The following is a 25765-nucleotide window of genomic DNA, read 5'->3' on the forward strand; positions in this document are numbered from 1 at the left end:
TCCCTCCACATTTACCCATATATTTTCCTGCCTTCCCATTTATTAAACCACATTATACCGCCAATTAACATAATTACAAAAAATATAATAGCTGGAATAAGGCTATATATAATTTGTTTTATGGCCACACCAATTGAAATAGTCTCAGGTAGAAAATTCATACCTGATTTATACAGTAAATAGGCTCCCGGAATCATTGAAAGTCTCACTGGCCATGCCCAAGGCACAAATTGCCAGATTCTATCACCCAGACTTGTGACCATCAAAGCGGCTATAAGGACACCACCACCACCAATGCCAATTGATGCACCTATTCCCCATGCGAAGCTTATCCATAAATGGAATGCCAACAGTGGGATAGAACCTATTATAGCCATTAGCGCTGCTATAATAAAAATTAACCAAGATATGGGTATATTTAATACAAAACCTACTCCAACTAACAATACTAATGTAGCAATCAATGTACTTATCGATGCCAGCAAAATAACTGTTGCAAGTTTCCCAAGGTACAATTTCTGACGGGGCAATTTGTTTAGGAGAAGACCATTGAAATTTCCAGCAAGTTCCTCTTGATGTATCATAATTCCAGATATTAAACCCGCACCCAATGGAATAACAAATGCTGTACATACTTCAAAAAAAGCCTGAAATATTGAAATCTGAGTATCCATTTTTATTGGCCTTAGTGAAAAATACCAAATAATAAGCCCTGAAAAAATCATAGGTGCTAGAAATGTAAGCCAACGGATAGGTGTTCGTTTTGTCTTGATCCATTCTGATGCTAATATACTCATTATCTTACCTCTCTTCTATTAAACAATATTGATGTAATCATTGTAAAGATTATTAAAGCAGCAATTGCCATTATTACTCCCATAGGTATCACAGAAGGATTTCTAAGTGGGTCTGACAGTTCTAATGGCACTCCATTGGGGTGTACTCCTATTATTGGACACATAAGTCGTGTAGGCCAACTCCATGGTACATATATCCAGTATGATTTAGGTGCTGCTATAACACCCCCAATAAGTCCGATAAATCCAATAGCCATGCTAAAGAATGTTCCTTTCCATGTTGATGCCCATAATTGCAGCGGTATTAATGGGAGAGATGTAAACCATAAAATAAAACCTCCTGTAAAAATTTCTATCCATGGAATGTCTCCACCTGCTGTGATAAGCCCTGATATTATTACGGAAACAAAAAGAACCAGCGTTGCAAGCAGGGTATGATATGCCATTAATACTATTTTGCCTATCCAGATACCTGATGGTGAAATATTGCGAACTCTCAAATTGCGGTAATTTCCTGCTTTTTTTCCTGTAAATCTACCAATGTAGCAAACAAAGCAGTACCAAGTGGTATAAATATAACTGGCCACCAATTGTACACCTGGTCAATAAGAAGCTGCCACGGACGTAAATAATTTTCAGGTATAAAAAATCTTTGTGGCAATGCAATTATTACAAAAAACAGCGGTGCAAGTAGTATTAAACGTCTTGTAAATGTCCTTTTATATTTAATACTTTCTGACTTTATTATATTAATCATTGTTTATCCCCCTTTACAACTTGCATAAATAATGCTTCAAGGTCTTCATCATGACTCATTTCCCCTTGATATTTAAGCTCGCCATCACTTATAATTCCAATATTGTCAACAAGCTGTGAAACCTCAGATAATATATGACTAGATAATATTACTGTAATTCCTCTTTTTGGAAATGAACGAATTAATTCTCTCAGTTCCTGAATACCTATAGGATCAAGCCCGTTTGTAGGTTCATCAAGTATCAATAATTCAGGACGTCCAAGAAGTGCAATTGCAATGCCAAGCCTCTGCTTCATACCCGTGGAAAACTGTGATGTCAATTTTTTACCTGTATCTTTCAAATCTACTATTTCAAGAACTTCGTAAATCCTTTCTTTTGGAAGTCCCATCAAATTTGTGTGAACAAGAAGATTTTCAACTGCTGTCAGGTTACCATATAGTGCTGGCGATTCAATTAATGCCCCAATTCGCTCAAGGTGCTTTCTCTGCCATGGCTCACCAAAAACAATAATTTCACCACTCGATGGATGCAAAAGTCCTGTAAGCATCTTCAATGTCGTGGATTTTCCTGCACCATTCGGTCCAAGTAATCCATATATTGAGCCTTTTGGGATTTTGAGTGAAACATCATTTACTGCAAGCTGCTTCCCGTAATATTTTTTTAGATTTTTAGTCTCAAGTATATACTCGATCATTTTACCACCCTTTCGTTAATTGTTATTTACCATTTGATAATTTAGCATGTAATTATAAAGAATTTATAAAGTAAATAACGTTTTTGTCAGTACAACTCTATTACAATAATTTATCCCTTTTATGCTATAATACCTTTAGTAGCTACAAAAGACAAAATTTTATATAATCCATGAGTATTAACAATCAAAACTCAATGAATACAAAATAACTCTCTTTGTACTACAATATTGAAAACTAACTTCAATTTAGGAGGTAATCTATGACAATTAAAAATGAAATAAAAGAAATACTAAACTTGGCACTTCCCGCTGTAGGCGAAATGCTCCTATATATGATAGTATGGGTAATAGATACAATGATGGTAGGGCAGTTTGGTGGTAAAGACAGTGTCAGCGCTGTAGGTCTTGCCTCGGAAATTATATACACTTTCTCTAATATTTTTATTGCAATGGGAATTTCTATAGGTGTAACTTCTTATGTTGCTAGAAGTATTGGAGCAAAAGATTTTAAATCTACTAAAGAATACGCATCCCATGGAATTTTTTTAGGAATTATAGTTGCTACTTCAATTTCCATATTCCTTTTTATTTTTGCAGAAAATTTATTAAAAATAGCATCAATAGGCATTTTGTTTAGTATGGTTATGAATGTTTTAAATGCTATATTAAGAGCCCAAGGAAATACTAAAACTCCTATGATAGCTACAAGTATTGTTATATTTATTAACATCGTACTTGATTGGATTTTGATATTTGGTAGATTTGAACTACCTGCTTTAGGCGCAAAAGGTTCAGCAATAGCCACAATGACAGCTCAAATAATAGGATTTATTTTTATTATTTTATATTACAAAAGGTATATGGTACTTTCACTCAAATTTAATGTTCTTTTCAAAATAAATAAACAAAAAATTATAGAAATATTAAAACTCTCCTTCCCTGCATCACTCCAAGAAGCTGCTTTCGATATAAGCAGGCCTGTATCTATTTTTATGATAATGCATCTAGGAACAGTTGCCTTTGCAGCAAATCAAATAACAACAACAATTGAATCTATATCTTTTATGCCTGGATGGGGCTTTGCAATCGCTGCAACTACAATGGCAGGTCAAGTGGTAGGCGTCAAAAACTATGACAGTGCAAAAAGATATACAAGAATTTCTGCCTCCTTTGCTGTTGGAATTATGTCTACAATGTCAATATTATTCTTGACAATACCCCACTTTTTATTAGAGCATTTATAAATGACAGTGAAGTAATTGCAGTAGGAATTCTGTGTCTTATGGTGGCTTCAATTGAACAGCCTTTTATGGGAGACTGTAAAAAATTTTGTGTAAACTGATTAAAAACCTCTTTCTTGGTAAGAATTAGAATATAAACTAAACCAAGAAGGAGGTTTTAAAAATGTCACTATTGACAAAAGAACAATTAAGAAATTTCATTAGTGAAAACAATATTCAATCTATTCCAGACCTTTATACATCATTAAAAAACCTTATAAATTGCAATATTAAATGCAACACCTAATGAAAATCATGTAGATATAGGATTTGGAACAAATCATATATAACCTTAAGCCCATCTTAGTTAACAAATTGAGCGGAGGTCGTGATTTGTCAAGGGTTTAAGTCAGGCGAAGCCTGCCCCTTGACAAATCACGAGCGAGCTCTATACTTTATAAGGGATGGGCTTAACAGATTTTTGCCAGCTCTTCATAAAAGCATTCTTTAGGTGTTTTATAATTTAACAATTTTCGAGGAAGGTTATTAAGCCAGTTTTCTACTCTCTTTATCGTATCTATAGATAAATGTTTAATACTTTTACCTTTAGGGATGAAACGTCGTATAAGACCGTTATGTCGTTCATTTGTACCTCTTTCCCAAGATGAATATGGATGTGTATAATATACTTCTACGCCATATTCTAAAAGAGCACTTTCTAAATCACTAAACTCTGTACCATTATCAGATGTTATTGTTTTAAAGACCTTGCTTAAATTGTCACCAAACATATCTTTTAATTTTGATAGTGCATCTTTAACAGATTTACTGTCTTTTGTATCCAATAGTAATATTATTTCATGGCGAGTCTTACGCTCTATTAATGTTAAAAGCACCTTGTCATTAGACTTCTTGCCAATTAACGTATCTATTTCCCAATGCCCAAAAACTTCACGGCTTTCAACTTCTTTAGGTCTAAAATCAATACTTTTACCCATAATACGTTTATTTTTACGGTTTTGTTTCTTCCTTGGTTTTAAACGTAGTTTTAAAGGTAAATCAATGTTTTTAACTTTTAATAATCCTCTATCTATATAGTTGTACAGTGTTTTAGTACAAACAATGGTTTTATTATTCCAGCTTGGGTCTTTTTTACAATAGCCTACAACTGCATCTGGTGACCATTTTTCATTTAATATTTTATTTTCAGCATATTTCAAGAAATCTTCTGCTTTAGCTACTTTAAATTTAGCTCCGCAATTTGAACGATTTTTTTCGTAGATAGCTTGACCGGTTTCAGGAAAATAGCTTGTATAAGAAGATAAATCACTTCTAAGTTGTGTAGTAGTTCCACGTTTAATTTCACGGCTTATAGTGCTTGGAGATCGATTAAGTTTTTTAGCAATATACCGAATACTTCTTCCTTCTTTGAGTAATGCATAGATCTCTCCTCGTTCATAGCTACTTAAGTGTTTAAAAGAACGATTTTTTGTGGTATCATTATTATGAACCATAGTGAAAATCCTCCTTGTATGATGTTGAGTTGACACCTATATCATACACGATTTTCACTATGGTTTCTATTTTTTTATCTGTTGCATTTAATTATACAACTAACCATCATTAAAAAACCTTTTTAAAGATACTATTCAAGAAATGCTTGAAGCAGAACTTTCAGCAGAACTTGGCTATGAAAGATATGACAAAAAAGACAAAGATACTCAAAATTCAAGAAATGGCTATACTCAAAAGACGGTAAAAACTCAATTTGGTGAGATGGAAATTGATATTCCAAGAGACAGACAAGGAGAATTTGAACCTAAAATAGTTCCAAAATACAAAAGAGACATATCAGGAATTGAAGAAAAAGTAATAGCTCTATCTTCTTCACTCCCTCTTTATCTCCTTCATTTATTGCTCTCCATATCTTATCCCTGTATTTTGGCTTTTTCGATGTGGCTTTTAATATATATTTGTTTAAATGATATCTGTCTAACACAAACCTTGATTTTACTATCCATTTTAATCCCTCTTTTATCCACGGTGCTCCATCTCCTGCTATGTATATCTTCTCTATCTTCTCTTCTTTGTAATTTTCTTCTATATAATTTGCTACATCTATCCATATGTCTTCAGGTTTCTCTCCTACATATGCTTTGTAATAGACATTCTTCAGTACGTTCCTTCCGTTTTTCTCTTCTCTACCTTCATGTATGTATACTAATCGTGGAGTTTCATCTCTCCCGTCCTGTAAAGGTACATGGTCCTCGTATGCCTCTATGTATAAAACCCTTACTTCTTTCTTTTCTTTTATTTCTCTCTTTACTTCTACTTCCCCTATTTCCCTTATTGCATTTAATACCGTCTGTTTACTTAACTCCTCTGGACATGCTTTTTTACTACTTCTCTCATATGATTCTTCTATTGCGTTTTCTACTAACTTTATCTTTACTCCCTTTTCTATCCTATCGTGCCGTCCTATCTCTAATGCATCATCCACCAAATATGTATATCTCCCATCCTCTTTAGATTTGTAATATGTCCTCTTGTCAATTCTCAAATTAAATCTCCAAAGATTTTCAAATTATAATGGCATTTTTTAAGTGCATAAAAGTATTTTTTCTCAAATTATTACAGCCTGATTAAAAATTTTTTTCACTTTTTAAGAGCATTACCGCCAAAATATGTTAATATCTGTTATTGACAATTTGAATTAATTGATGTATAATAAAAAATGAGAGTAGCGAAAGCTACTACTCTCATAAACTGATTTCATTTTGTGCCTGGTATATTACTTCTTCATCTATCTCTCTTAGCCTTTTAGAATACGCATAGAGAAGAGAAGTTGTTACCAGGTTATTTATTATCCTTGGCAGCCCTTTTGTTAGAGAATATATTGCTTCATATGCTGATGGTGTAAATATATCATCCACCACTCCGGCTATTTTCATTCTTGTTTTTATATAATCTTGAATTTCTTCTTTTTTTAGCCCTTGCATCACATACTTTATAGAAATTCTTTGCCTTAGTGCACTGTTTACATTCAAGGCTAGTTTGTTTCTTATGTGTGGTTGTCCTGAAAGTATCAATATATACGGGTTTTGAGAATCCATATTAAAGTTAAATATTATTCTCAAGTCTTCAAGAACATCGTTAGAAACCAGTTGTATTTCATCTAATATTATGACAGGAGTTATCTTCTGGCTATAGTAAAGTTCTGTTATCGCTCTTTGTATCTGGTGAAAGAGCGTTACTTTTGTATGAGGGGGTTTCGCCTAAAATCATAGCCAATGCTTGATAGAATTCTCTCACTGTGAGCGTAGACAGAGCAAAGTAACATGGTTTAAATGTAGAACGATTGAGGCTTTCAGCATATCTTCTTAATGCGGTAGATTTGCCTGAACCGGCCTCCCCAACGATAAGTCCTATACCCCTTGTTTCTTGCAAATATTTTAGCCTGGCATTTAATTCAGCAATGTCTTCACTTATGTAAAGGTCATTTACACTTATCTCTTTAGAAAATGGATTAAATTTCATTCCAAAATATTGGGTAAACATTGTAAACACCTCTTTTTTTAATCAACGATATCATTAAAGGATATTACTGGGGGATTAGGTTTTGCCGCAAAATCCACAGTATCTTCATTTTCGATTACAACTTTTCGGCCTTCGATATATTCTACAGGAATTTTAGCATTATCATGAAAATTTACCTTATATGCTTCCCCTACTTTTTTGCCTTCATGAAAAAGTAGAAGAGGTGTATTATCCTTAAGCCACTGCGTGTCATATCTGACTTCTAAGCGCATACCTTTAAACTTTTCTTCTGTTTCATAAAGTATATTTTCCACTTTAAGCGTAGCATCTTTGTTTACTTTACGATTTACTCTTATGAGAAAACATTCATTCAACATATCTATGTCTTTACACATATTTACCCTTGATATTTGAGACATGAAAAAATCTAAAGGACTCATGCCAATACTGCTGTGCTCTTTTCGGTTGTAATCCTCCTCCAGCCATTTAAAAAACATCATATTGAGTTCATCTATACTCTTTATGGATGTAGGATCTATTGTGCTTAAAAATCTCATTCTCACCGTATGAAAGAATCTTTCTATTTTCCCTTTTGAATGAGGTGAAAAGGGCTCAGCGTGAATAAGAGATGTACCTAGTGAAGCACAGATATACTCCAATTGAGTGCTTCTATATATCTTTCCATTGTCAGTGTAGAGCATTTTGGGTATCCCCCTTCTTAGCACTGCTTCTTTAAATGAGTCTCTTAAAGCTAAAAAATTCTGGGTATAGTAAAGTGAGCATAGGTACACAGCCTTGAAGCATCATCTATATATGCAATAAGATACGTTTGTCTCTTTGTTTTACCTTCTTTAATATATGGCCCATACATGACATCAGTTTGCCACAGTTCATTGATGTATTCATGGGAAAACCTCTTTGTTTTACCCTCTTTTTCTTTATCTAAAGATTTTACAGGAATGTTTTTCAAAAACCTATAGAATGTCGAAAGGGATACTTTATCCGGTGATATTATTCCCTCTCCTATCAATGTCTCATAAAGAAGTTTGTTTGGCATTTCAGGATGTTCAAGCTTCTTTTGCTTTATTCTCTCTGAAAGTTCAAAGTCTATCTTTCTGTATTTGCCTCTGTCACTTCGATACCCTGGCTTTAACGCTTCTATACCGCCTCTTAAATACTGATATAGCCACCCTCTAAGTGTCTTGGGAGTATATCTTCTCATTCCAATATAAGGTATCTCAATAGGTTTATCAGAAAGAGCATCAAAATATTCTTTCTGATTTTTTACCTGTCCGTTTAACACCGGACTTATCAGTGAAAATCTCTTTAATGCTATAGCTTCTCTCGCTTTTTCATCAAGCATTTGTATGTTCCCCCTTCACTTTTTTGATTTCTTAATCGTAATTTTAGCTCATACCTGGGGGATGTTAAAGGAAAAAGTTATGTTGCTAAGAAAAAATCAAAATTTTTATTTAAATCTTTCGGGTTTAATGCTAAAATTATGTGAGAGAGGCCAGAAATGATTTTTGGCAATAGGCATAAAACCGTTGGGAGAAGAGTGGTACAATGCTTATTATGTCCAAAATCTCTCTGGCCCTCTCTCTTTGTGAGTCAGTCTCAGATAACTTTATGTAAGGGTTTATTTGCCTTAATCCGTATATGATAAAACTTAAATTATTCATTATCCTTTTGGTGTAAAAATATATATGCTGTCTTGAAAATAGTATGGTAGGGAAGTTTCTTTTTAAGTCACTTATGAAAGAACTGACAGTTCTTTCTCTGAGGAGTGTTTCTTTTAAAGACTTTACAATCATATTGAAAGAATACTGAAAATGAGGAATACAGAAATCAGGAAGGTAGGATAGAGTCCTTTTACACACAGGGCATATATATCTTCTTATGGTTATTTTTATACAGTTAAGTCCGTCTAAATAGTAACGGTAATAAAACCCGTGCTTTTTTAGTTTTACTCTACACTTGCAATCGGGATAAGGACATCTATCTGGCGGGGCAGGGAAATTGTAATCTTTACCTTTATGTAAATATTCTTCAATGTTATCAACATGGAAAACTATTTGCATAAGTAACCTCTCCAATTAAAATTAATGCTAAAGGAATCTGAAAAAAATTTATCAAATTCCTTTAGCATTAATTTTATCACAAGATTATTTAATCTGAGAAATTTTTTCGATTTTAAGCTAAATTAATTTGAGAAATGACATCCTCTCATATTCAATATCCCCAAGGACTGTCGTTAATCTCTTTTTATCTTTCCTCTCTACTACCCATTTGTCTTTCCTTCTCTTGTCTTCTTTTATTATCCTATCTAACTCTTCAATAATTGCTTCTATTGCCTCTCTACCTAGTTTGTCCGTGAGTTCCTTTATCCTTGCTACAAGCTCTGTAATATTCATTCCTTTGTTTAACAAATCACCAAAAATTTCTACTACTTCCTCAGTGAAATTTAAAGCATTTTGTAGTATAATATCCTCAAAGATATGTTTTTTCACAAGAGACACCCCTTTCTGTGATGTTTTGTTTCCAAGTTCTATTTTATCACAGGGGTTGTCTCTTGTTTTTTTCACTCAAAAAATCCTACGATAATTTTACACTATGTAAAATAATTTTAGTAATTTTTCTCATAATAACTTTGTGTAATTAATAATGTTATAAACATAATCACTATTAACGCAAATAGCGTTAATCCCATAACCATAAAAATAAAATTGTTTGTAACACCATACAATATCAAAAAGGAAAATACAAAAACTAAACAAATATCATTTATAAACTTTAAAGTACTCTGAGCACTTTTCATAGCAATATATAAATCACGCTCATCTGCATTTTCAAATGAAATATTTTTAAAACCCACATTTTTTGTAGCTAAAAATATATTTATTGCCACAAGCCCAAAAGCAAGTATAATAGAAATTAAATATTTTATTTCATATCCTTTTGCTATATAAACATAAGAACTTGCAATTAATAAAATAATACTTAAAATTGATTCTAGTGTAAAAAGCCTTCTTTCTTTATCAAGAAGTATAAATATAAAATAGATTGAATAAATAAACATACAAAATATAGGTAGTACAAATTTTCATAGAATTATGTTAAAATTAGGGAAGCAAAAATTACAACAAATGGGGTGTTGCACTTGTTTAGAGAAAACAGCGACCATCTCCAACAATCTTTATTTGAAAGCATTAACTTCATGGATTCAAGGATAAAGGCTAAACTAGAAAAATCATGGGCCCCCATATTCTATAAATACGTGTTCTGCAACATCGATGAAAAACCCTTTTCAGTCTTATACAGTGATACAGGAAGGCCTAATTTCCCGGTTAACATACTCCTTTCCCTGGAATACATAAAACACCTTAAAAACTACTCTGATGATGAACTTATTGAAAACTTCAACTTTAATTACCTGATAAATTACGCCGTAGGAATAAGGACATTAGGAGGCATGAATCTTTCAGAGAAAACCCTGTATGACTTTAGAGCAAGGATATACCAATACCTCATAAAACATCCTGAACAAGAAGACTTAATATTCGGGCAGTTTTTAAATCTTACTAGGATTTTTGCTAAAGAAGCAGGCATATCCATGAAAGAACAGCGCATGGACTCTACCATGTTCATGTCAAACATCAAAAAAGCAGGAAGAATTGCTCTTGCCTTTGATGTACTTTACAGGGCAGTAAAAACCATCCCTGAGGATAGACTTTCAGAGAACCTGAAAGAAGTCCTTAACCCTGAATTCAAGACAGAAGTGATACATAAAACCAAGCCTTCAGAAAGCGAAAGCAGGCTCGAAATGCTCTTGAATCTGTGCCAGGAAGCAAAGGAAACAATCGAAAACATTCCCGGACTTGAAAAATCCGATGCATATAGAATCCTCACAAGATTCCTGTCAGAACAGGCATACTACGACGAAAAAACCAGGAAGCTCAATGCCAAAGACAGCAAAAGCATACCCAGCGACTCCCTTCAGTCAGCATACGATGAGGATGCTACCTATCGCAAGAAAGGGAACAAAGCTGAAAGCGGATACGTTTTAAACCTCAGCGAAACCTGTTCAAAAGAAAATCCCTTCCAGCTCATAACAGACTATACGGTAGAAAAAAACATAAAAAGCGATGTAGAACTTTTTAAAGAAAGACTACCTATTGTAAAACAAAATACCGAATGCCAAGAAGTCTATGTAGATGGTGGTTATTACTCCGAAGAAGCAGTGCAAATTGCAAAAGAAAACGGGGTGGAGCTTCACTTTACCGACTTAAGCGGCAGGAAGCCCATCTCTAGGATATCAGTGACCGAATATGAAATAGATGAAGAAACGAAAGTGATAACGAAGTGCCCAAAGGGAATAATACCCATCCATGCCGGTGTTAAGAACGGGCAGACGGTGGCCCATTTTCCAAAAGAAGCCTGTGCGATGTGTAAATTGAAAAATCAATGTTACTGTAAAGAACAGAAAAAAGATTACGTGGTAAGGATAAATCTAAAATCGATAGAAGCAGCCAAACAGCGGGAAAAGATAGAATGTAGGCGTGAGGAAGACAAGAGCAAAAGAGCTGCAATAGAAGGTACCAATTCAGCCTTGAAGAGGGGTCACGGTCTTTCGAAGCTTCGAGTAAGGGGACTTGTAAAATGTAGAGTAAACGTAGGCTTAAAGGTATTGGCCCAGAACTTTAAGCGTTTTGCAAGATACATGCTGGAGCGAGCTAAAAAAGCTATTCCAAAGATGGAGGGGGAAGTGTGCCCATATTGGTCCAATAAATGGTAATAACGTATTATAAAGGTAAAACATAAGCTTTTCTCGGCAGACTTTACACTGGTTTTTGTTATCATAGGTGCAAATTACCATAATTTACCTAAATAAATTTGTCAAAGTACAGAAAAGTAGATTCTAAAATTGAGTTTCTACACTAGAATCAAAATTATATTTATCAAATTTCTTTTATTTTTTGTTTTCATACCTCTTATCCTCCTCTTTTTTATTTTCTTCCAAACAATACAAATCTTCAATTGTTGTCCCAAATTCCACAGCCAAACGGTATGCTAACATAATTGAGGGATTATATTTTCCTTGCTCTAATGAAATAATAGTTCTTGTTGAAACATGTACAGCATCAGCCAATTGCTGTTGAGTCATGCCTTTTTTTAATCTATATTCTCGTACTTTATTTTTCAAATGCACACCTCCCTCCCTCCCTCTATTATCTTTTATTTTCTCTTAATATCTTAGTTTTTCTTTAATTTTCTCATCACAACAAGAGCATCTCATGGCTTATATTATCATTTCTTACTTATCTAACCATTAAATAGGTAAGTTTAATAAACCTCATATCCTATTTCCATATTATGGCGGGATAGCTCCACTTATCTCATGGGGTTTACCCTCCCATGTCTCACTGGATCTCCGTCCTTAATTCCTTCGTTCTACCTGCCATGAGGTGGATGTCATTTCTGCTCCATTGCAGGGTCTTTGCCCGTATGGTGATTATTTTTTATGACAATTCCCGCTCTTGTTGTCAATATACCATCTTGACTAGTTGTTTTTGTTTTATTCCTTACTTTACCTTTTATGTCACGTCGTTCACACTTTCGTTTTCCCTAAAAATTAATTCTTCTTAAGGATCAGCTTTTTAGATGTGAGTAAGTTAAAGCTGAAGAGAAGATAATTAACCCTTAATTGATTTTATAGTATGTTGGCACTTTTTATGCAGCTTCCTGTAAGGCTGGCCTCTTTATATCCTTCATCATCTTGATTGGGTCATATTTTACTCCTTTCTTTAATATGACATAAAATATCCTTATCAGTTTGTTGCACAATACTATTAGTGATTGCTTCTTTTTTAACGGGTTTTGCGCTCTGGTAGTGTAATATTTGTGAAGTTCACGAAACTCTTCGTTTTTTGCAACCAAGGCCATTACTGCAGTAAATAGTACTCTCCTCAATCGTTTCCTCCCTCTTTTACTTATTGTTGTTTCTCCTTTATACTTACCAGAGCTATTCTCTACTAGGTTTAATCCTCCTAGTTTTTGTATCTGTTTTGGATGTTCATATTTCTCAATGTCTCCTACTTCTGCAATAAACCCTGCTACTGTATTCATCCCTATCCCTTTGATTTCTAGTAGTTCTTTAACCCCTGGTATCTCAACTATTAATTCTTCCATCTTCTTCTCTATTTCTTCAATTTGTTTTTTGAGAAATTCGTATTGTTCAATGAGAGTCTTTATCTCGTATTCCGCCATCTTTATGCCCTGCTTCTTCCCTATGCTCTCCTTAGCAGTTTCTATCAGCTTTATAGCCCTTTTTTCTCCTACCCCTCTTTGTACTTCTTTCTTCCATATCGATATTATTTCTTCAGCACTCTTTTTTGCTATCTTCTCAGGCGTTGGAAATTCTCTTAATGTGATAAGTGCTGCTTTCCCTTCCCAGTCTGAAAATACGGTGTTAAACTCCGGAAAGTATATGTCCATCCATCTTGTTATTTGATTTTTTGTCATCCCTATTTGTTTGTTCAACCTGTCTTTTATGTCCATCGCTACCCTTAATTCTGCATATACTCCTTCAGGTATTGTCGGTTCTACATATCTCCCGTCTTTTACTAGCATTGCTATTGTTTTTGAGTCTTTTTTATCGCTTTTTGTGGGAGAATTGTCATCTAATTCTTTGCTCCTCTTTACATGGAATGGATTAACCAATACTACCTTTATGTTATTGTCTTTAAGGTATTGGGCAAAACATAGCCAATATTGCCCTGTCGGTTCTATCCCTACTATTAGTTTGTTTTTCTTATGTCTCTCCATCAAGTCTTTTGCCCATCTAAGAAATTTTGTTATACCTTCTCTATTGTTCTCAAATCTTAGGTATTTTCCATATTCTACTCCTCTGTAGTCAAATGCTCTGGCATAATGGCTTTCTTTTGCTATGTCTACTCCCGCAATTAATGTGTCTTCTGTTACTTGCAAAATCTTTTCATTTTGTGTATACTTCATTTTAGGTACCTCCTGTTTATTTTGATAATTCGAGGTAAGTTCTAGAACTTACACTCTGTATTTTATCAGGAGGTACTTATTTTTTCAAAGTTCATTCTCCCTTATTTTTTATTCATTACAGGAATGCTCCATTAATTAATATGAAGTAAACTTCACATGAAGTTTACTTCATTATATATTATAATTCCTTTTTTGTCAATATAAAAAGAAAAAACACCTATATAATTTAAACTTTAAAGTACCTCGAAATAGAAACAACGGGACATAGGGACAAAAAACCTGTTCCCTTGTCCCGTGTCTCAGTATCACCTTATAATAAAAATAGGCATAAAATTTTACTAATTTATTTTCTTTAACACAGCATCCCCGGAAGTCTCAATATTTATTTCAATCTGACCTTTTGCATTATTACCTACAATTTTTATCCTGCTTTTACCTTTTTCAGTTTGTATAGTTTTTTCACCTTTTCCGCTTTGTTCAAAAACATTTATTACTTTATTTTCACGTGTAATAAATACCAATTTGAATTTCCCTTTATCTACTTTTGAATCAAATTTAATCGTTACTGTCCCATTCCCCTCAGATTCTACTTCCCAAATAGTCTCCATTCCATAAAAACCACTGTATACTATTTTTAAGTTGTTATCTTTTATATCTCCTACCCTATTTAAAAATGTATAACTATCTCCTTCATTTATTATTTTAGCATTGTCATTGTATATTTCTTTCTGATAACTACTAATATTGCCACATCCGCAAAAAATAAACATTACCAAAAACAAAAGTATGAATTGCTGTAAAAATTTATTCATCATGGAATTATACCTCCAAAAAATTTTTATACCAATATTATATTTTTAAAAGTTAATTTATCAAACAGTCCTTTCAAACATTTTTTTAGATTTTGTGATAAATATAAAAATGCCTATTTTACTTCTATAGCTTCAAGTGGGTGATTTTCTAAAATCTTCTCCACTTCCTGATATCCTTCAGGATATGCATAATTATATCTTGCCGGTAAAGCAAATACATAGCGGTCATTGTGTTCAAGTTCTGTTGGTCCGATGGGCGCAGCTCCAATAAAAAACTTTCCATCCTCAAGCTCTTTCCACTGTGCTGTCGTAAAAATCATGATCGGTATGTCCTGCCAAACAACAACTCCTTTATTAATTTCTAATATATGAGGTAAACCATAGTGTATTTATCTATTTATATATTTTTATATTTAAAAATAAGTTTCTATTTCTCTTTTAAATCTTTAAAAATATTAATTTTTTCGATCTCTATACATTTGTCGCCATCAAACTCAAACTTTACAATCCACGGCATAACATGTTTGATTTCATTAAATTCATTATATCCAAATGATTTATCATAAAAATTGATAATAGTACTCAATATAGTACCATGAGTCCCTATTGCAATATTTTGGTTTTTATAATTCTCTAAAACTTTTTTCAGTGCTGCAATGCCTCGTTGCTGTACCTCTGATAAACTTTCTCCATCTGATAATTTAAAATTAAAATCTTGCCATTGCTGTCTCGCAAAAGAATCAAAATCATCAATCCATTCACTATCAACCTTGCGTTCTCTAAAATCCGGAACAGTAATTACTGGTAGGTTAACTTTATTGGCAAAGTCTACTAAAGTATCAACTGCTCGTTTATATAGACTTGATAAAATAATTTTAATATCTTTATCCATCAAATAAGCTGTGACAAGTTGTCTATCGATTAAGCCTTTATCTGTAAGAGGTCTTAACTCATCATTGTGCTCTGTATAGTCTGATTCTGCATGACGAATAAAATAAATTGTTGTCAATTAACCCACCTCCACCATATTATTTCAACATTATTCCTTAACTGTTGTATTATGTTTATAAATTTTAATATAATCATCGTCACTTTGAAATATGGTTTCGTGATTAATTCCTCTTAGCATGATGTGGTAAATTCCCGTTTTGCTCTTTTCTCGTGCTTTCCTTGGCATTTACTACCTCCTATCGTAAATTATATATATATTATATCATATTGTTAAACAAGTCCCTGTTACAATATTTTTTTCATTTTCTTATTTTTCAGACAGGCCCTGTCCCCTTCTCCTTGAGTATAAGTCTTAGTTACTGTAAATTTTCCCTTTTGTGCTATAATACTATTAGCAATTAAAAAGTGGAATTTTTGAAGAATACAATATATAAATTTAAAAAGGAATTAATGTAAAATAATGGATGTATAAACTCCGCCAATTCCTCAACAAACAGGAGGTGTTATATGGCAACTAAAAAAGAAATAAAAGAAATACTTAATTTAGCACTACCTGCAGTTGGAGAAATGCTACTATACATGGTAGTGTGGGTAGTAGATACGATGATGGTGGGACAATTTGGCGGTAAAGACAGTGTCAGCGCTGTAGGCCTTGCATCAGAAATTATATATACCTTCTCTAATATTTTTATAGCAATGGGAATCTCCATAGGAGTAACTTCTTATGTCGCCCGTAGTATTGGAGCGAAAGATTTTGAAGTTGCTAAAAAATACGCATCTCAAGGAATTTTTTTAGGATTTATTTTTGCTATTTTCATTTCTTTAATACTTTTTACCTTTGCAGGAAATTTTTTAATAATAGCTGGCGCTACTGGTAATGTGCTTGTCTTAGGAAGGATATTTATAAAAATTGCATCAATAGGTATTTTCTTTAATATGCTTATGAATATATTAAACGCAATTTTAAGAGCTCAAGGAAATACAAAACCGCCTATGATAGGAGCAAGTATAGTCATATTTATTAATATTTTATTGGACTGGATTTTGATATTTGGAAAATTCGGATTGCCTGCTTTAGGTGCAAAAGGGTCTGCAATTGCTACTACTATAGCACAAATTACTGGCTTTATATTTATAATGTTATATTACTTCAACCAAAAAATATTAAATATCGAGCTTCGTGATATAGTGGACTTTGACAGGCAAATAATTGTAGATATACTGAAACTTGCCTTCCCTGCTTCTCTTCAAGAAGCTGCCTTTGACATAAGTCGACTTATTTCAATATTCATGATAATGCACCTTGGGACAGTAGCTTTTGCAGCAAATCAAATTGCAACTACGATTGAATCTATATCTTTTATGCCAGGATGGGGTTTTGCAGTCGCTGCAACCACAATGGCAGGTCAAATGGTAGGAGCTAAAAAATATGACAGTGCAAAAAGGTATACAAATATTTCGGCATTATTTGCTGTAGCAATTATGGGTACAATGTCTATACTATTTCTGACAATACCCCATCTCTTTATAAGAGCTTTTATAAAAGATGCTGACGTAATAGCTGTCGGCATCCTTTGCCTTATGGTAGCCTCCATTGAACAGCCTTTTATGGCAGTTGGTATGGTTTATGGAGGAGGCCTTAAAGGAAGTGGAAATACAAAGACTCCCTTTATTATCTCTACAATATCCAGCTGGTTTATAAGACTTCCTCTTATGTACGTAGTCATTTACATCTTAAAATTAGGAGTTGTATATGTATGGTTTGTAACAGCTATCCAATGGGCTTTTGAAGGAACTACAATGTATTTATACTTTAGAAAAGAAATAAATAAATTGAAAGGTGCAGTAAAAGATTTTTAATACGCTTTACTGCACCTTTTTATCACTATTTAAGCATTATAAAATTAACTGGGAGGTAAGAAAATGATTGACGATGGCTTAATCCATGAAATCAAAAATAAATTCCCTTTTATTAAAAACCTAAAGGATAAAAATAAGTTAGACAATTTTATGAGAATCATCAAAATTATCAAGTTGAAAAATGGAGAAAAACTTTTAGAAGAAGGAGATTACTGTACCGACATAGTTTTTGTTATAAATGGAGTAGTAAGAGTATATAAACTTTCTCCTGAAGGAAAGGAAATAACTCTCTACAGACTTTACGGTGGCGAAACCTGTGTCTTAAATGTAGCGTCTATTATGAGTAATACACCTTATCCTGCAACTGCTGAAGCTGAACAAGAAGTTTTAGTTGGTCTTATTCCAGTTTCATTTTATAATGATTTATTTTTTACAGAGCCATCATTCCAACAATTCATTTTTAATACTGTATCTACAAGATTTCAAGAAGTTATATTGTTAATTGATGAAATTGTATTTAAAAATGTAAACTTAAGATTGGCTAAATTTATATTAAAAAAATCAGCTGAAAATGGGCAAAAAGGAAGCTTGGAAATTACCCATGAAAAAATCGCCGCAGAATTGGGTACCGCAAGAGAAGTAATCAGTAGAATACTTAAAGACTTCGAAAAAGAAAATATTGTTACACTTTTACGAGGAAAAATTATCATAAAAAATGAAGAAAAATTAAAAAGAATTGCAGAAATGTGACTTTGTCACTGAATTAAATTTTATAGTTTTGTATAATAGATATCAAGATAGGAAAAATAAATTGAGGAGGTTATAAAAATGAAAAATGTTGGAAAAATTGATAAAATAATCAGATATATAATAGGAATAGCTTTGTTGAGTCTGTTGTTTTTAGTTCATAGTAACCTAAGATTTTTGGGATTAATAGGACTTGTACCAATATTAACAGCTGCTTTTGGTTTCTGCCCATTATATGCCTTATTTGGCATTAATACATGTTCAACAAAAAAATAAAAATTTTCTTTATGTAATATCTTAGTTTTAAATTTTAAATCAGTTAATGATGTAATAATTTTTTATCAAATTAATGTGAGGGAGCCATACCCTCCATTAATTTGATAGGTCTTTAAAAAATTGAAGGCAACACCAATGCCACACTTTCCACATGATACGTATAAGGGAACATATCAACAGGCTGAACTTCTATCGTTTTGTATCCATTGTCTTCAAGATATCTTAAATCTCGTGCTAATGTAGAAGGATTACAAGAGACGTATACAATTTTTTTCGGATTCATTTTTATAACTGCTTCTAAAACAGATGTATCACAGCCCTTTCTTGGAGGATCCATTATAACTACATCTGCTTTGACTCCTTTATCAGCCAACTCAGGCATTACTTTTTCCGCATCCCCTGAAATAAATTCCACGTTTTTAATGCCATTTATGTAAGCATTTCTCTTTGCGTCTTCCACTGCTTGGTGGACAGCCTCAATACCATAGACAAAGGCTGCCTTTTGTGCTGCAAACAAAGATATAGTCCCTATACCACAATACACATCTATTACAGTCTCCTCACCTTTTAAATCAGCATATTCAAGGGCTTTTCCGTATAAGACTTCTGTTTGAACAGGATTTACCTGAAAAAATGACAAAGGGGATATTTCAAATTTTATGTCTTTTATATAGTCAATAATGTTATCGCTTCCGTAAATAGTTATATTTTCCTCACCCATAATCACATTAGTTTTTTTGGTATTAATATTTATTACTATACTTTTAAGCCCCCTTATCTCTTCTTTTAAAGCATCAATCAGTTGTTTTTTATATGGTATGTCCTTTCCATTAATCACAATAACAGCCATAACTTCCCCAGTTTTAAAAGCAACTCTTGTGGCAATATGCCTTATCAGACCTTTTCCTGTTTTTTCGTCATATACAGATATGTTGTATTTTCTAATCCAATTCCTTACAATCCTAGCAATCTCATCACTAATCTCATGCTGTATCATACAACTTTCCACAGGCACAATGTCATGAGAGCGAGGAGCGTAAAAACCTGTAACAGCAGCTTTCCCTTCAACCATTCCAACTGGAAATTGTGCTTTATTTCTATACCGCTGAGGCTTTTCCATACCTATGGTATCGTGGACTCTAGTATACACTTTGCCTATTCTCTCTAAATTGTCTTTGACTTTTTGTGTTTTATATTTTAACTGCCCTTCGTAGCTTAAATGCTGTAAAGAACAGCCACCGCACTTATCTGCATAAGGACATAAAGGTTCTACTCTATCGCGAGACTTTTCTAATATTTCTACTACATGACCTATAACGTAATTTTTGGAAATTTTATCTATTTGTGCAACGACCCTCTCTCCTGTCAATGCTCCTTCTACAAAGACAGCCACTCCTTCAATTCTTCCAACTCCTTGGCCTTCATGGGCCATATTGTCAATATATACCTCGTATTTTTCCCCTACTTTTATGTCGTGCAATTCAAAAACGCCTCCTTCACAATTATTATACCTTTATATAGCAAAAAAATATAGAGGATAATACATCCCCGCTATTTTTTCCCTAACACATATCTATCATAAACTGTTTGAGGCATATCTACAACTTTATGCTCTATATTTGAAACGAACAATACTACATACTCTGCATGGGCCCAGTTAAGAGGCGATGCAGAATCTGTAGGAAGTCCTGTATCTTCCCAAACTTGCTCAGACAACACATAGCCTTGATTTGCAAAATTCTCCATTGCCTTAAGGTATTCATCAGCACTTTTACCTGCCGCTATTTCATACATACCTCTTTCACCAGTAAGAAGAGGCCATAATCTTCCTTTACCTGTGCCATGATATGGTTCTGTTTTAGAGGGCTCTCCATAGCCATCATGATTATACCTATACCAACAAGGACCTTTTGGAGTATTAACTTTTATGAGGTTGTCTACTACATAAATAGTGCTTAATATTTTAGGGTCATTGGCAGGTTTTACTCCCAACCGCACCAATTCAAGAAAACTTGGGTCTACAATTTCCTTTTGGTCATAGACTCCACCGCCGTTAGCGATGCTTATTAAAAAGTCTGAATTTGGATCCGGTAGTCCTGCTATTCTTATATAATACTGCCCGTTTCCATAAGGTCCTTTTGTTGTATAAGTCAGCTCATCAATTAATTTTTGCCATTTATCAGCCTTATCCAAATATTTTTGTGCACTTTCCATATCTTTATTTTGTTTTGCTATGTCCGCAGCACATACAAGTCCCGCAACTTCAGCTGCCATTGTTGCAGGTGAATATCCCCCTGCTTCTTCCCATCTTTCTTGCCCTGTTTTGGGGCCAATTTTTGTAATAAAGTCCGCAAGAGGTTTTACCAATTTTTCGTACAAATCATACCGCTTTAGCTGATATGCCAGTATTATAGGGTCTGCTTGCTCATCCATTTGAATGCCATTCCAATAAGGCCCCCAATTTATCCAGGTATTTTGTGGAATAAACCCATTTTTCTCTACTACCATAGTTAAAAAGTCTAAAGCTCTATTAGCAGAATCTTTGTCTCCAGCTGCAATAAAAGCATTCGCAATGTGATATAAGTCCCTTGCCCAAACTAAGTGGTATCCCCCTTTATTTTCATCTCCTTGACCTTCACCCCATGGAATTGAAAGAGAAGCAATGTAGGCACCTTTATTAGTCTTATCTTCACTAGCTTTTAAAATCATCATACTCGTGTAGTATAACTCATTAGCTTTTCCTTTAAAATCTTTAAGCCCATCACAGTATTTATTCCACTCAGCAATGTATATGCCAAGCATTTTATCATAATTGTCCTTTAATGTACTCAAAGCAGTTTTTGCTGCCTCCTCTTCACTTTCTCCAAAAGAAAGCACTGTTTTAAACTCTGTCTTATCGCTTAAATCTATCTCTATTCCTTCAATAATATTCCCTCTTGCCTTGTCAAAATGTTGTGTCATAGTTTTGTTTTTTTCTAAATCTGATATCGGGTCATTCACCTGATTATATCCTATAGAATACCCTTTCCATTTTACATCAGTTGTCAAAGCTGAATATATTTTTTCTCTATGTACTATAAGAATTTCCTTATCATTTGCCTTTATAACATACCCCTCATTGTATTTACCTTGATTAGCAATATGAGGGTCATAAGCAAGATAAAGTTTATAATCTTTTACATTCCCTTTCAATGCTTCAAATGTTGTTTTCATAATAACAGAATTCCTTCTAGGATCAGTGAATATCTCTTTTGTAATCCTATATCTTCCTTGTTTGTCAGTATTTATTAGTTTAAATGCTAAAGACCTAGTGTTGAGTTTCTCCACTTTGCTCACTGTATCCTTTGTCTCATCAGAAACAAAACTTTTTCCGTCAGTTACTAAAAATTTTAAAAATTTGCTATTAGCCATATCAATCGTGGGATAGTAAACTTCTGATATTGCACCATGAGTCAAAGTAAACCATACCTTTGAAACATCATTATTTGCAGTTCCAATGCCTTGTTTTTGAGCAGATGCCCAAGTGTCCTCTTTGCCAGGTGCCTGTGGTGCTTCATTAGCAGTTAAGTGCTGAATTTTTACATAAGAAACATCAGAAGAACATCCTGAAAAAATAGTTATTGAAAAAATTATTAAAAATAATATCGCTACAATTTTTCTATTCATCTAATAACACCTCCGTCTTATATCTCTATTTTATCTCAAATCATAACTTTGTGCAAACGTTTGTTATGAATAAAAAAGAAAAAATACACTTAGAAAGTGTATTGAGAAAAAATCGGTTACCCTATTATTTATTATAACTCATTTTAATAGTATTTTATACCATTTTTTATAAATTTTAATCACAGCATTTTGCAAGCATTTCATAAACTTCTGGCATTACTTTTTTTAAATTGATAGGCTTTTTTTCAAGATTTGTAAAGGGATGCTCTGTATAACCTTGTGCTAAAAGTTTGTTATCCTCTTTGCGTATTATATCATATAAAAATTTAAGACGAGTTCCTTTCACAAATTCTAATCGTGTTCGTATTATTATGAGGTCATCGTACAAAGCAGAAGAAAAATATTTACACTGAGCGTCAATTACAGGTAGCATTACATTTTTTTCTTCTAAGCTTCTGTAGGACATCCCCAAAGAGCGAAAAAACTCCGTCCTGCCAATTTCAAACCAATTAAAATAATTGGAATAGTAAACTATACCCATTTTGTCCGTTTCTCCGTATCGAACCCTTACCTCGGCATCCCATACATGCATAATTTAAATCACTCCTTAAAAAAACAAAGACAAGAGAAAATCTTGTCTTATTTATTTAATATTTACAATTCCTTTATACACAAATCCTCTAACTGTGTCAACCGTTACAGTCATGCCATCTTTTAATTTAGAAGTCGCTCCTTCACAACCTACAACTACAGGAATTCCTAAGTTTAATCCCACAATAGCTGCGTGAGAAGTAAGCCCTCCTTCTTCTGTGATTATAGCAGAAGCTTTCTCTATAAGAGGCATAAAATCTCTTTCTGTCTTTGCAGTTACTATTATATCGCCTTCTCTAAATTTATCTTTGTCTTTGCTGATATCATTAATAACACATACAACACCTGTAGTAGCCTTAGAACCTATACCTATTCCTCTCAACAAAACATCTCCTACTATATGTACCTTCAACATGTTGGTGGTACCTGTCATAGCTACAGGAATTCCTGCAGAAATTACTACGATATCGCCATTTCTTATAAGTCCAGCAGTTAAAGCACTTTGTATTGCAACATCTATCATTTCATCTGTAGTAGAAACCTCTTCTGTAACTAAAGGATATACTCCCCAGACTATAGAGAGCTTCCTCGCAACACTTTCGCTTGGAGTAGTAGCAATAATTGGAGCTTGAGGTCTGTACCTCGATACCATTCTCGCTGTATAACCAGATTTAGTACAAGTTATTATAGCAGCTGCTCCTATATCTCTTGCAGTAGTACAAGTTGCATGGCTTATAGCGTTTGTAATAGAAACATTTGTATCAATATTTCTATCAATGATATCTCTATATCCCACATAAGCCTCTGTCTTTTCTGCAATCTTTGCCATTGTCTCAAAGGCCTCTATTGGGTATTTACCTTGAGCTGTCTCCCCTGATAGCATTATAGCATCTGTTCCATCAAGAATAGCATTTGCTACATCTGTAACTTCTGCTCTTGTAGGCCTTGGATTTCTCATCATAGAGTCTAACATTTGAGTTGCAGTAATTACCGGTTTCCCTGCTTTATTACATTTTTGTATAATCATTTTTTGAACGATTGGTATTTCTTCAAGAGGAATCTCAACCCCTAAATCTCCTCTGGCTACCATTATTCCATCTGAAACCTTTATAATTTCGTCTATATTTTCTACTCCTTCGCGATTTTCTATTTTAGCAATAATTAAAATATGCTCTGCCTTATTTTCTTCTAAAAGTCTTCTTATTGCCAAAACATCAGCTGCTTTTCTAACAAAAGAAGCCGCAATTATATCAATGCCCTTTTGAATTCCAAACTCTATATCATCTACGTCTTTTTGAGTCAAAGCAGGAAGATTGAGTTTTACTCCTGGAACATTTACTCCTTTATGGTCTTTTACAGGACCAGAATTTTCTACAATACAAACTATATCTTCTCCTTTAACATCAGTAACCTTTAGAGAAATTAACCCATCGTCAATTAGTATGCGGCTACCTCTTTCCACATCTTGAGGCAACCCTTTATAGGATACACTGCATATAGTTTCGTCTCCTAATACATCTCTTGTCGTAATGACAAAAGTTTGTCCTTCTTTTAATTCCACTCCGCCATTTTTAAACTTTCCTGTCCTTATCTCTGGACCTTTAGTATCCAACAAAATAGCAACAGGTAACCCTAATTCTTCTCTTATCTTTTTAATATTGTCAATTCTTGCCCCATGCTCTTCAAAATCTCCATGAGAAAAATTCAATCGAGCAACGTTCATGCCTTTCTCAATTAATTTTCTCAGTATATTATAGTCTTCGCTGGCAGGTCCTATTGTACACACTATTTTTGTTCTGCGCATACCTTCACTCCCTAAAATTTATTTATATAGACAATATCTTGCTGAGCTCATAAAGTTTTCTGTTAAACTCCTTTTTCATGGAAAGGGCTTCATCTATATCATCGTCTACAATTTGATTGTTTCGTATACTTATTATCCTCTTAGTTTTATTTTCCAAAAGCAACTCCACTGCTCTTGCTCCCATTTGGCTTGCCAATACCCTATCCATCACTGTAGGAGCTCCACCTCTTTGAATGTGCCCCAAAATAGTATACCTTAAGTCTAATTTTGGTAGCCTTTCTTTAATCATTTTCGCTAGTTCTGGAGCGCTCATAACTCCTTCTGCAAGGACAATTATATGATGAAGCTTTCCTCTCTTTATCCCGTAAGTAATTTTATCGCAAAGTTCATCGATGCTCCATTCCACTTCAGGAAGTATAATCATCTCCGCTCCACCAGCTAGACCAGCATACAAAGCAATGTAACCCGCATTTCTTCCCATCACTTCTATTATATTTGCTCTCTCATGGGAAGTAGCAGTATCCCTTATTTTATTTATTGCATCAATAACAGTATTACAAGCTGTATCAAAACCTATTGTATAATCTGTACAAGGTATGTCATTGTCAATTGTACCTGGAATTCCAATTGTATTTACATTCCATTCTTCACTCAAAAGCTGTGCTCCTCTAAAAGAGCCATCTCCTCCAATTACAACGAGACCTTCTATTCCATGTTTTTGAAGGGTTTCGTAAGCTTTTTTGCGCACCTCTTTTTTCTTAAATTCTTCACATCTAGCAGTTCTCAAAATAGTACCGCCTTTTTGCAATATATCTCCTACTGAAGAAAGATTTAAGTCAATAACTTCGTCCTCTACTAAGCCTGCATATCCCCTCATAATACCTTTTACTTTAAGCCCATAATAAATTCCTGTCCTCACCACAGCCCTTATAGCTGCGTTCATCCCTGGTGCATCTCCACCACTCGTAAGTATACCAATTGTTTTCATACTTTACCTCCTCATTTTATCCCACATGGACTTTACTTGTCCCATTTTCG

23 protein-coding genes and 6 pseudogenes are annotated in these 25765 nt (G+C 33.7%); 7 read left to right on the top strand and 22 right to left on the bottom strand.

Annotation, left to right across the window (positions count from 1 at the left end; translation table 11 throughout):
* Window positions 1–11 precede the first annotated feature (11 nt).
* From OEI98_RS10455 to OEI98_RS10470, 4 genes are read right to left on the bottom strand one after another with little or no spacing between them, the layout of a single operon-like run.
* Complete coding sequence (locus OEI98_RS10455) at window positions 12–797, bottom strand: lantibiotic immunity ABC transporter MutG family permease subunit (RefSeq protein WP_074592949.1); 786 nt, start codon at window positions 795–797, stop codon at window positions 12–14.
* Window positions 797–1297, bottom strand: a complete 501-nt coding sequence (locus OEI98_RS10460; protein ID WP_266037756.1) for a lantibiotic immunity ABC transporter MutE/EpiE family permease subunit — start codon at window positions 1295–1297, stop codon at window positions 797–799. Before OEI98_RS10460 ends, OEI98_RS10455 begins: the two co-directional genes overlap by 1 nt.
* Window positions 1294–1554, bottom strand: coding sequence for a hypothetical protein (locus OEI98_RS10465; RefSeq protein WP_266037758.1), 261 nt, complete (start codon window positions 1552–1554; stop codon window positions 1294–1296). Before OEI98_RS10465 ends, OEI98_RS10460 begins: the two co-directional genes overlap by 4 nt.
* Window positions 1551–2249, bottom strand: coding sequence for a lantibiotic protection ABC transporter ATP-binding protein (locus OEI98_RS10470; RefSeq protein ID WP_074592948.1), 699 nt, complete (start codon window positions 2247–2249; stop codon window positions 1551–1553). Before OEI98_RS10470 ends, OEI98_RS10465 begins: the two co-directional genes overlap by 4 nt.
* 260 nt (window positions 2250–2509) lie before the next feature.
* Between OEI98_RS10470 and OEI98_RS10475 the strand changes: the two are divergent.
* Both OEI98_RS10475 and OEI98_RS10480 read left to right on the top strand, forming a co-directional pair.
* A pseudogene (locus OEI98_RS10475) lies at window positions 2510–3561 on the top strand (MATE family efflux transporter); the annotation flags it as partial.
* A gap of 92 nt (window positions 3562–3653) precedes the next feature.
* Window positions 3654–3776, top strand: coding sequence for a hypothetical protein (locus OEI98_RS10480; RefSeq protein WP_266040735.1), 123 nt, complete (start codon window positions 3654–3656; stop codon window positions 3774–3776).
* A gap of 163 nt (window positions 3777–3939) precedes the next feature.
* On the opposite strand, the gene OEI98_RS10485 is transcribed toward OEI98_RS10480, so the two are convergent.
* A complete protein-coding gene (locus tag OEI98_RS10485) occupies window positions 3940–4983 on the bottom strand; it encodes an IS30 family transposase (RefSeq protein ID WP_266037134.1) in 1044 nt (347 codons plus the stop codon).
* 106 nt (window positions 4984–5089) lie between these two features.
* On the opposite strand from OEI98_RS10485, the pseudogene OEI98_RS10490 reads away from it, so the two are divergent.
* Window positions 5090–5350 (top strand): annotated as a pseudogene (locus tag OEI98_RS10490) (transposase); the annotation flags it as partial.
* Here OEI98_RS10490 and OEI98_RS10495 read toward each other — a convergent pair.
* The 6 genes and pseudogenes from OEI98_RS10495 to OEI98_RS10525 all read right to left on the bottom strand — a co-directional run.
* Window positions 5349–6017 (bottom strand): annotated as a pseudogene (locus OEI98_RS10495) (ISLre2 family transposase); the annotation flags it as partial. The pseudogenes OEI98_RS10490 and OEI98_RS10495 overlap by 2 nt on opposite strands.
* Window positions 6018–6228: 211 nt before the next feature.
* A pseudogene (locus tag OEI98_RS10500) lies at window positions 6229–7027 on the bottom strand (ExeA family protein).
* A gap of 17 nt (window positions 7028–7044) precedes the next feature.
* Window positions 7045–8369, bottom strand: a pseudogene (locus tag OEI98_RS15145) (DDE-type integrase/transposase/recombinase).
* Window positions 8370–8505: 136 nt separating this feature from the next.
* Entirely contained in the window at window positions 8506–9087 is a 582-nt protein-coding gene (locus OEI98_RS10515) for a DUF6431 domain-containing protein (RefSeq protein ID WP_074592986.1), read from the bottom strand.
* 141 nt (window positions 9088–9228) lie between these two features.
* Window positions 9229–9516: pseudogene (locus OEI98_RS10520) on the bottom strand (UPF0236 family transposase-like protein); the annotation flags it as partial.
* 116 nt (window positions 9517–9632) lie between these two features.
* Window positions 9633–10085: a hypothetical protein gene (locus OEI98_RS10525; protein ID WP_266037770.1), complete on the bottom strand. Its 453-nt coding sequence runs from the start codon at window positions 10083–10085 to the stop codon at window positions 9633–9635.
* Between the two features lie 81 nt (window positions 10086–10166).
* Here OEI98_RS10525 and OEI98_RS10530 point away from each other — a divergent pair, with 81 nt between their 5' ends.
* A complete protein-coding gene (locus tag OEI98_RS10530; RefSeq protein ID WP_266037773.1) occupies window positions 10167–11801 on the top strand; it encodes a transposase in 1635 nt (544 codons plus the stop codon).
* Between the two features lie 174 nt (window positions 11802–11975).
* Here the strand turns inward: OEI98_RS10530 and OEI98_RS10535 are convergent, their stop codons facing one another.
* The 6 genes from OEI98_RS10535 to OEI98_RS10560 form a co-directional block, all read right to left on the bottom strand.
* Window positions 11976–12209 carry a helix-turn-helix transcriptional regulator gene (locus OEI98_RS10535; RefSeq protein WP_266037774.1) on the bottom strand — a complete coding sequence of 78 codons (234 nt, stop codon included), beginning with the start codon at window positions 12207–12209 and terminating at the stop codon, window positions 11976–11978.
* Window positions 12210–12736: 527 nt separating this feature from the next.
* The gene (locus tag OEI98_RS10540; protein WP_266037775.1) at window positions 12737–14020 is read right to left on the bottom strand and encodes an IS110 family transposase; all 1284 of its coding nucleotides are present in this window, start codon (window positions 14018–14020) and stop codon (window positions 12737–12739) included.
* Between the two features lie 338 nt (window positions 14021–14358).
* Entirely contained in the window at window positions 14359–14835 is a 477-nt protein-coding gene (locus tag OEI98_RS10545) for a hypothetical protein (protein WP_074592971.1), read from the bottom strand.
* 110 nt (window positions 14836–14945) lie between these two features.
* Window positions 14946–15152: a hypothetical protein gene (locus tag OEI98_RS10550; RefSeq protein ID WP_209442476.1), complete on the bottom strand. Its 207-nt coding sequence runs from the start codon at window positions 15150–15152 to the stop codon at window positions 14946–14948.
* A gap of 107 nt (window positions 15153–15259) precedes the next feature.
* Window positions 15260–15841: a histidine phosphatase family protein gene (locus tag OEI98_RS10555; RefSeq protein ID WP_074592972.1), complete on the bottom strand. Its 582-nt coding sequence runs from the start codon at window positions 15839–15841 to the stop codon at window positions 15260–15262.
* Window positions 15842–15871: 30 nt separating this feature from the next.
* Window positions 15872–16009, bottom strand: coding sequence for a hypothetical protein (locus OEI98_RS10560; protein ID WP_167353657.1), 138 nt, complete (start codon window positions 16007–16009; stop codon window positions 15872–15874).
* Window positions 16010–16290: 281 nt separating this feature from the next.
* Between OEI98_RS10560 and OEI98_RS10565 the strand changes: the two genes are divergently transcribed.
* The 3 genes from OEI98_RS10565 (at window position 16291) to OEI98_RS10575 (ending at window position 18666) form a co-directional block, all read left to right on the top strand.
* On the top strand, window positions 16291–17643 hold the full coding sequence (locus OEI98_RS10565; RefSeq protein WP_004401556.1) for an MATE family efflux transporter: 1353 nt from the start codon (window positions 16291–16293) through the stop codon (window positions 17641–17643).
* A 63-nt stretch (window positions 17644–17706) separates the two neighbouring features.
* Window positions 17707–18393, top strand: a complete 687-nt coding sequence (locus OEI98_RS10570) for a Crp/Fnr family transcriptional regulator (protein ID WP_004401564.1) — start codon at window positions 17707–17709, stop codon at window positions 18391–18393.
* A gap of 78 nt (window positions 18394–18471) precedes the next feature.
* Entirely contained in the window at window positions 18472–18666 is a 195-nt protein-coding gene (locus OEI98_RS10575) for a DUF2892 domain-containing protein (protein WP_004401566.1), read from the top strand.
* 112 nt (window positions 18667–18778) lie between these two features.
* On the opposite strand, the gene rlmD is transcribed toward OEI98_RS10575, so the two are convergent.
* The 5 genes from rlmD to pfkA form a co-directional block, all read right to left on the bottom strand.
* Window positions 18779–20146: a 23S rRNA (uracil(1939)-C(5))-methyltransferase RlmD gene (gene rlmD / locus OEI98_RS10580; RefSeq protein WP_074666188.1), complete on the bottom strand. Its 1368-nt coding sequence runs from the start codon at window positions 20144–20146 to the stop codon at window positions 18779–18781.
* 71 nt (window positions 20147–20217) lie between these two features.
* Complete coding sequence (locus OEI98_RS10585) at window positions 20218–22332, bottom strand: glucan 1,4-alpha-glucosidase (protein WP_266037788.1); 2115 nt, start codon at window positions 22330–22332, stop codon at window positions 20218–20220.
* A 175-nt stretch (window positions 22333–22507) separates the two neighbouring features.
* Complete coding sequence (locus OEI98_RS10590) at window positions 22508–22924, bottom strand: acyl-CoA thioesterase (protein ID WP_003868327.1); 417 nt, start codon at window positions 22922–22924, stop codon at window positions 22508–22510.
* A 51-nt stretch (window positions 22925–22975) separates the two neighbouring features.
* Complete coding sequence (gene pyk, locus OEI98_RS10595) at window positions 22976–24727, bottom strand: pyruvate kinase (RefSeq protein ID WP_003870519.1); 1752 nt, start codon at window positions 24725–24727, stop codon at window positions 22976–22978.
* Between the two features lie 22 nt (window positions 24728–24749).
* The gene (gene pfkA / locus OEI98_RS10600) at window positions 24750–25715 is read right to left on the bottom strand and encodes a 6-phosphofructokinase (protein ID WP_003868325.1); all 966 of its coding nucleotides are present in this window, start codon (window positions 25713–25715) and stop codon (window positions 24750–24752) included.
* Between the last annotated feature and the right edge of the window lie 50 nt (window positions 25716–25765).

This window comes from Thermoanaerobacter sp. RKWS2, from assembly GCF_026240795.1.
In the GTDB taxonomy this organism is placed as follows: Bacteria; Bacillota; Thermoanaerobacteria; order Thermoanaerobacterales; family Thermoanaerobacteraceae; genus Thermoanaerobacter; species Thermoanaerobacter ethanolicus.

Excerpts from the sequence above, each read along its gene's own strand:
- OEI98_RS10455 (WP_074592949.1), bottom strand. The coding sequence starts at position 797 with ATGAGTATATTAGCATCAGAATGGATCAAGACAAAACGAACACCTATC.
- OEI98_RS10465 (WP_266037758.1), bottom strand. The coding sequence starts at position 1,554 with ATGATTAATATAATAAAGTCAGAAAGTATTAAATATAAAAGGACATTT.
- OEI98_RS10470 (WP_074592948.1), bottom strand. The coding sequence starts at position 2,249 with ATGATCGAGTATATACTTGAGACTAAAAATCTAAAAAAATATTACGGG.
- OEI98_RS10480 (WP_266040735.1), top strand. The coding sequence starts at position 3,654 with ATGTCACTATTGACAAAAGAACAATTAAGAAATTTCATTAGTGAAAAC.
- OEI98_RS10485 (WP_266037134.1), bottom strand. The coding sequence starts at position 4,983 with ATGGTTCATAATAATGATACCACAAAAAATCGTTCTTTTAAACACTTA.
- OEI98_RS10515 (WP_074592986.1), bottom strand. The coding sequence starts at position 9,087 with ATGCAAATAGTTTTCCATGTTGATAACATTGAAGAATATTTACATAAA.
- OEI98_RS10525 (WP_266037770.1), bottom strand. The coding sequence starts at position 10,085 with ATGTTTATTTATTCAATCTATTTTATATTTATACTTCTTGATAAAGAA.
- OEI98_RS10540 (WP_266037775.1), bottom strand. The coding sequence starts at position 14,020 with ATGAAGTATACACAAAATGAAAAGATTTTGCAAGTAACAGAAGACACA.
- OEI98_RS10545 (WP_074592971.1), bottom strand. The coding sequence starts at position 14,835 with ATGATGAATAAATTTTTACAGCAATTCATACTTTTGTTTTTGGTAATG.
- OEI98_RS10550 (WP_209442476.1), bottom strand. The coding sequence starts at position 15,152 with ATGATTTTTACGACAGCACAGTGGAAAGAGCTTGAGGATGGAAAGTTT.
- OEI98_RS10560 (WP_167353657.1), bottom strand. The coding sequence starts at position 16,009 with ATGCCAAGGAAAGCACGAGAAAAGAGCAAAACGGGAATTTACCACATC.
- OEI98_RS10565 (WP_004401556.1), top strand. The coding sequence starts at position 16,291 with ATGGCAACTAAAAAAGAAATAAAAGAAATACTTAATTTAGCACTACCT.
- OEI98_RS10570 (WP_004401564.1), top strand. The coding sequence starts at position 17,707 with ATGATTGACGATGGCTTAATCCATGAAATCAAAAATAAATTCCCTTTT.
- OEI98_RS10575 (WP_004401566.1), top strand. The coding sequence starts at position 18,472 with ATGAAAAATGTTGGAAAAATTGATAAAATAATCAGATATATAATAGGA.
- OEI98_RS10585 (WP_266037788.1), bottom strand. The coding sequence starts at position 22,332 with ATGAATAGAAAAATTGTAGCGATATTATTTTTAATAATTTTTTCAATA.
- OEI98_RS10590 (WP_003868327.1), bottom strand. The coding sequence starts at position 22,924 with ATGCATGTATGGGATGCCGAGGTAAGGGTTCGATACGGAGAAACGGAC.
- pyk (WP_003870519.1), bottom strand. The coding sequence starts at position 24,727 with ATGCGCAGAACAAAAATAGTGTGTACAATAGGACCTGCCAGCGAAGAC.
- pfkA (WP_003868325.1), bottom strand. The coding sequence starts at position 25,715 with ATGAAAACAATTGGTATACTTACGAGTGGTGGAGATGCACCAGGGATG.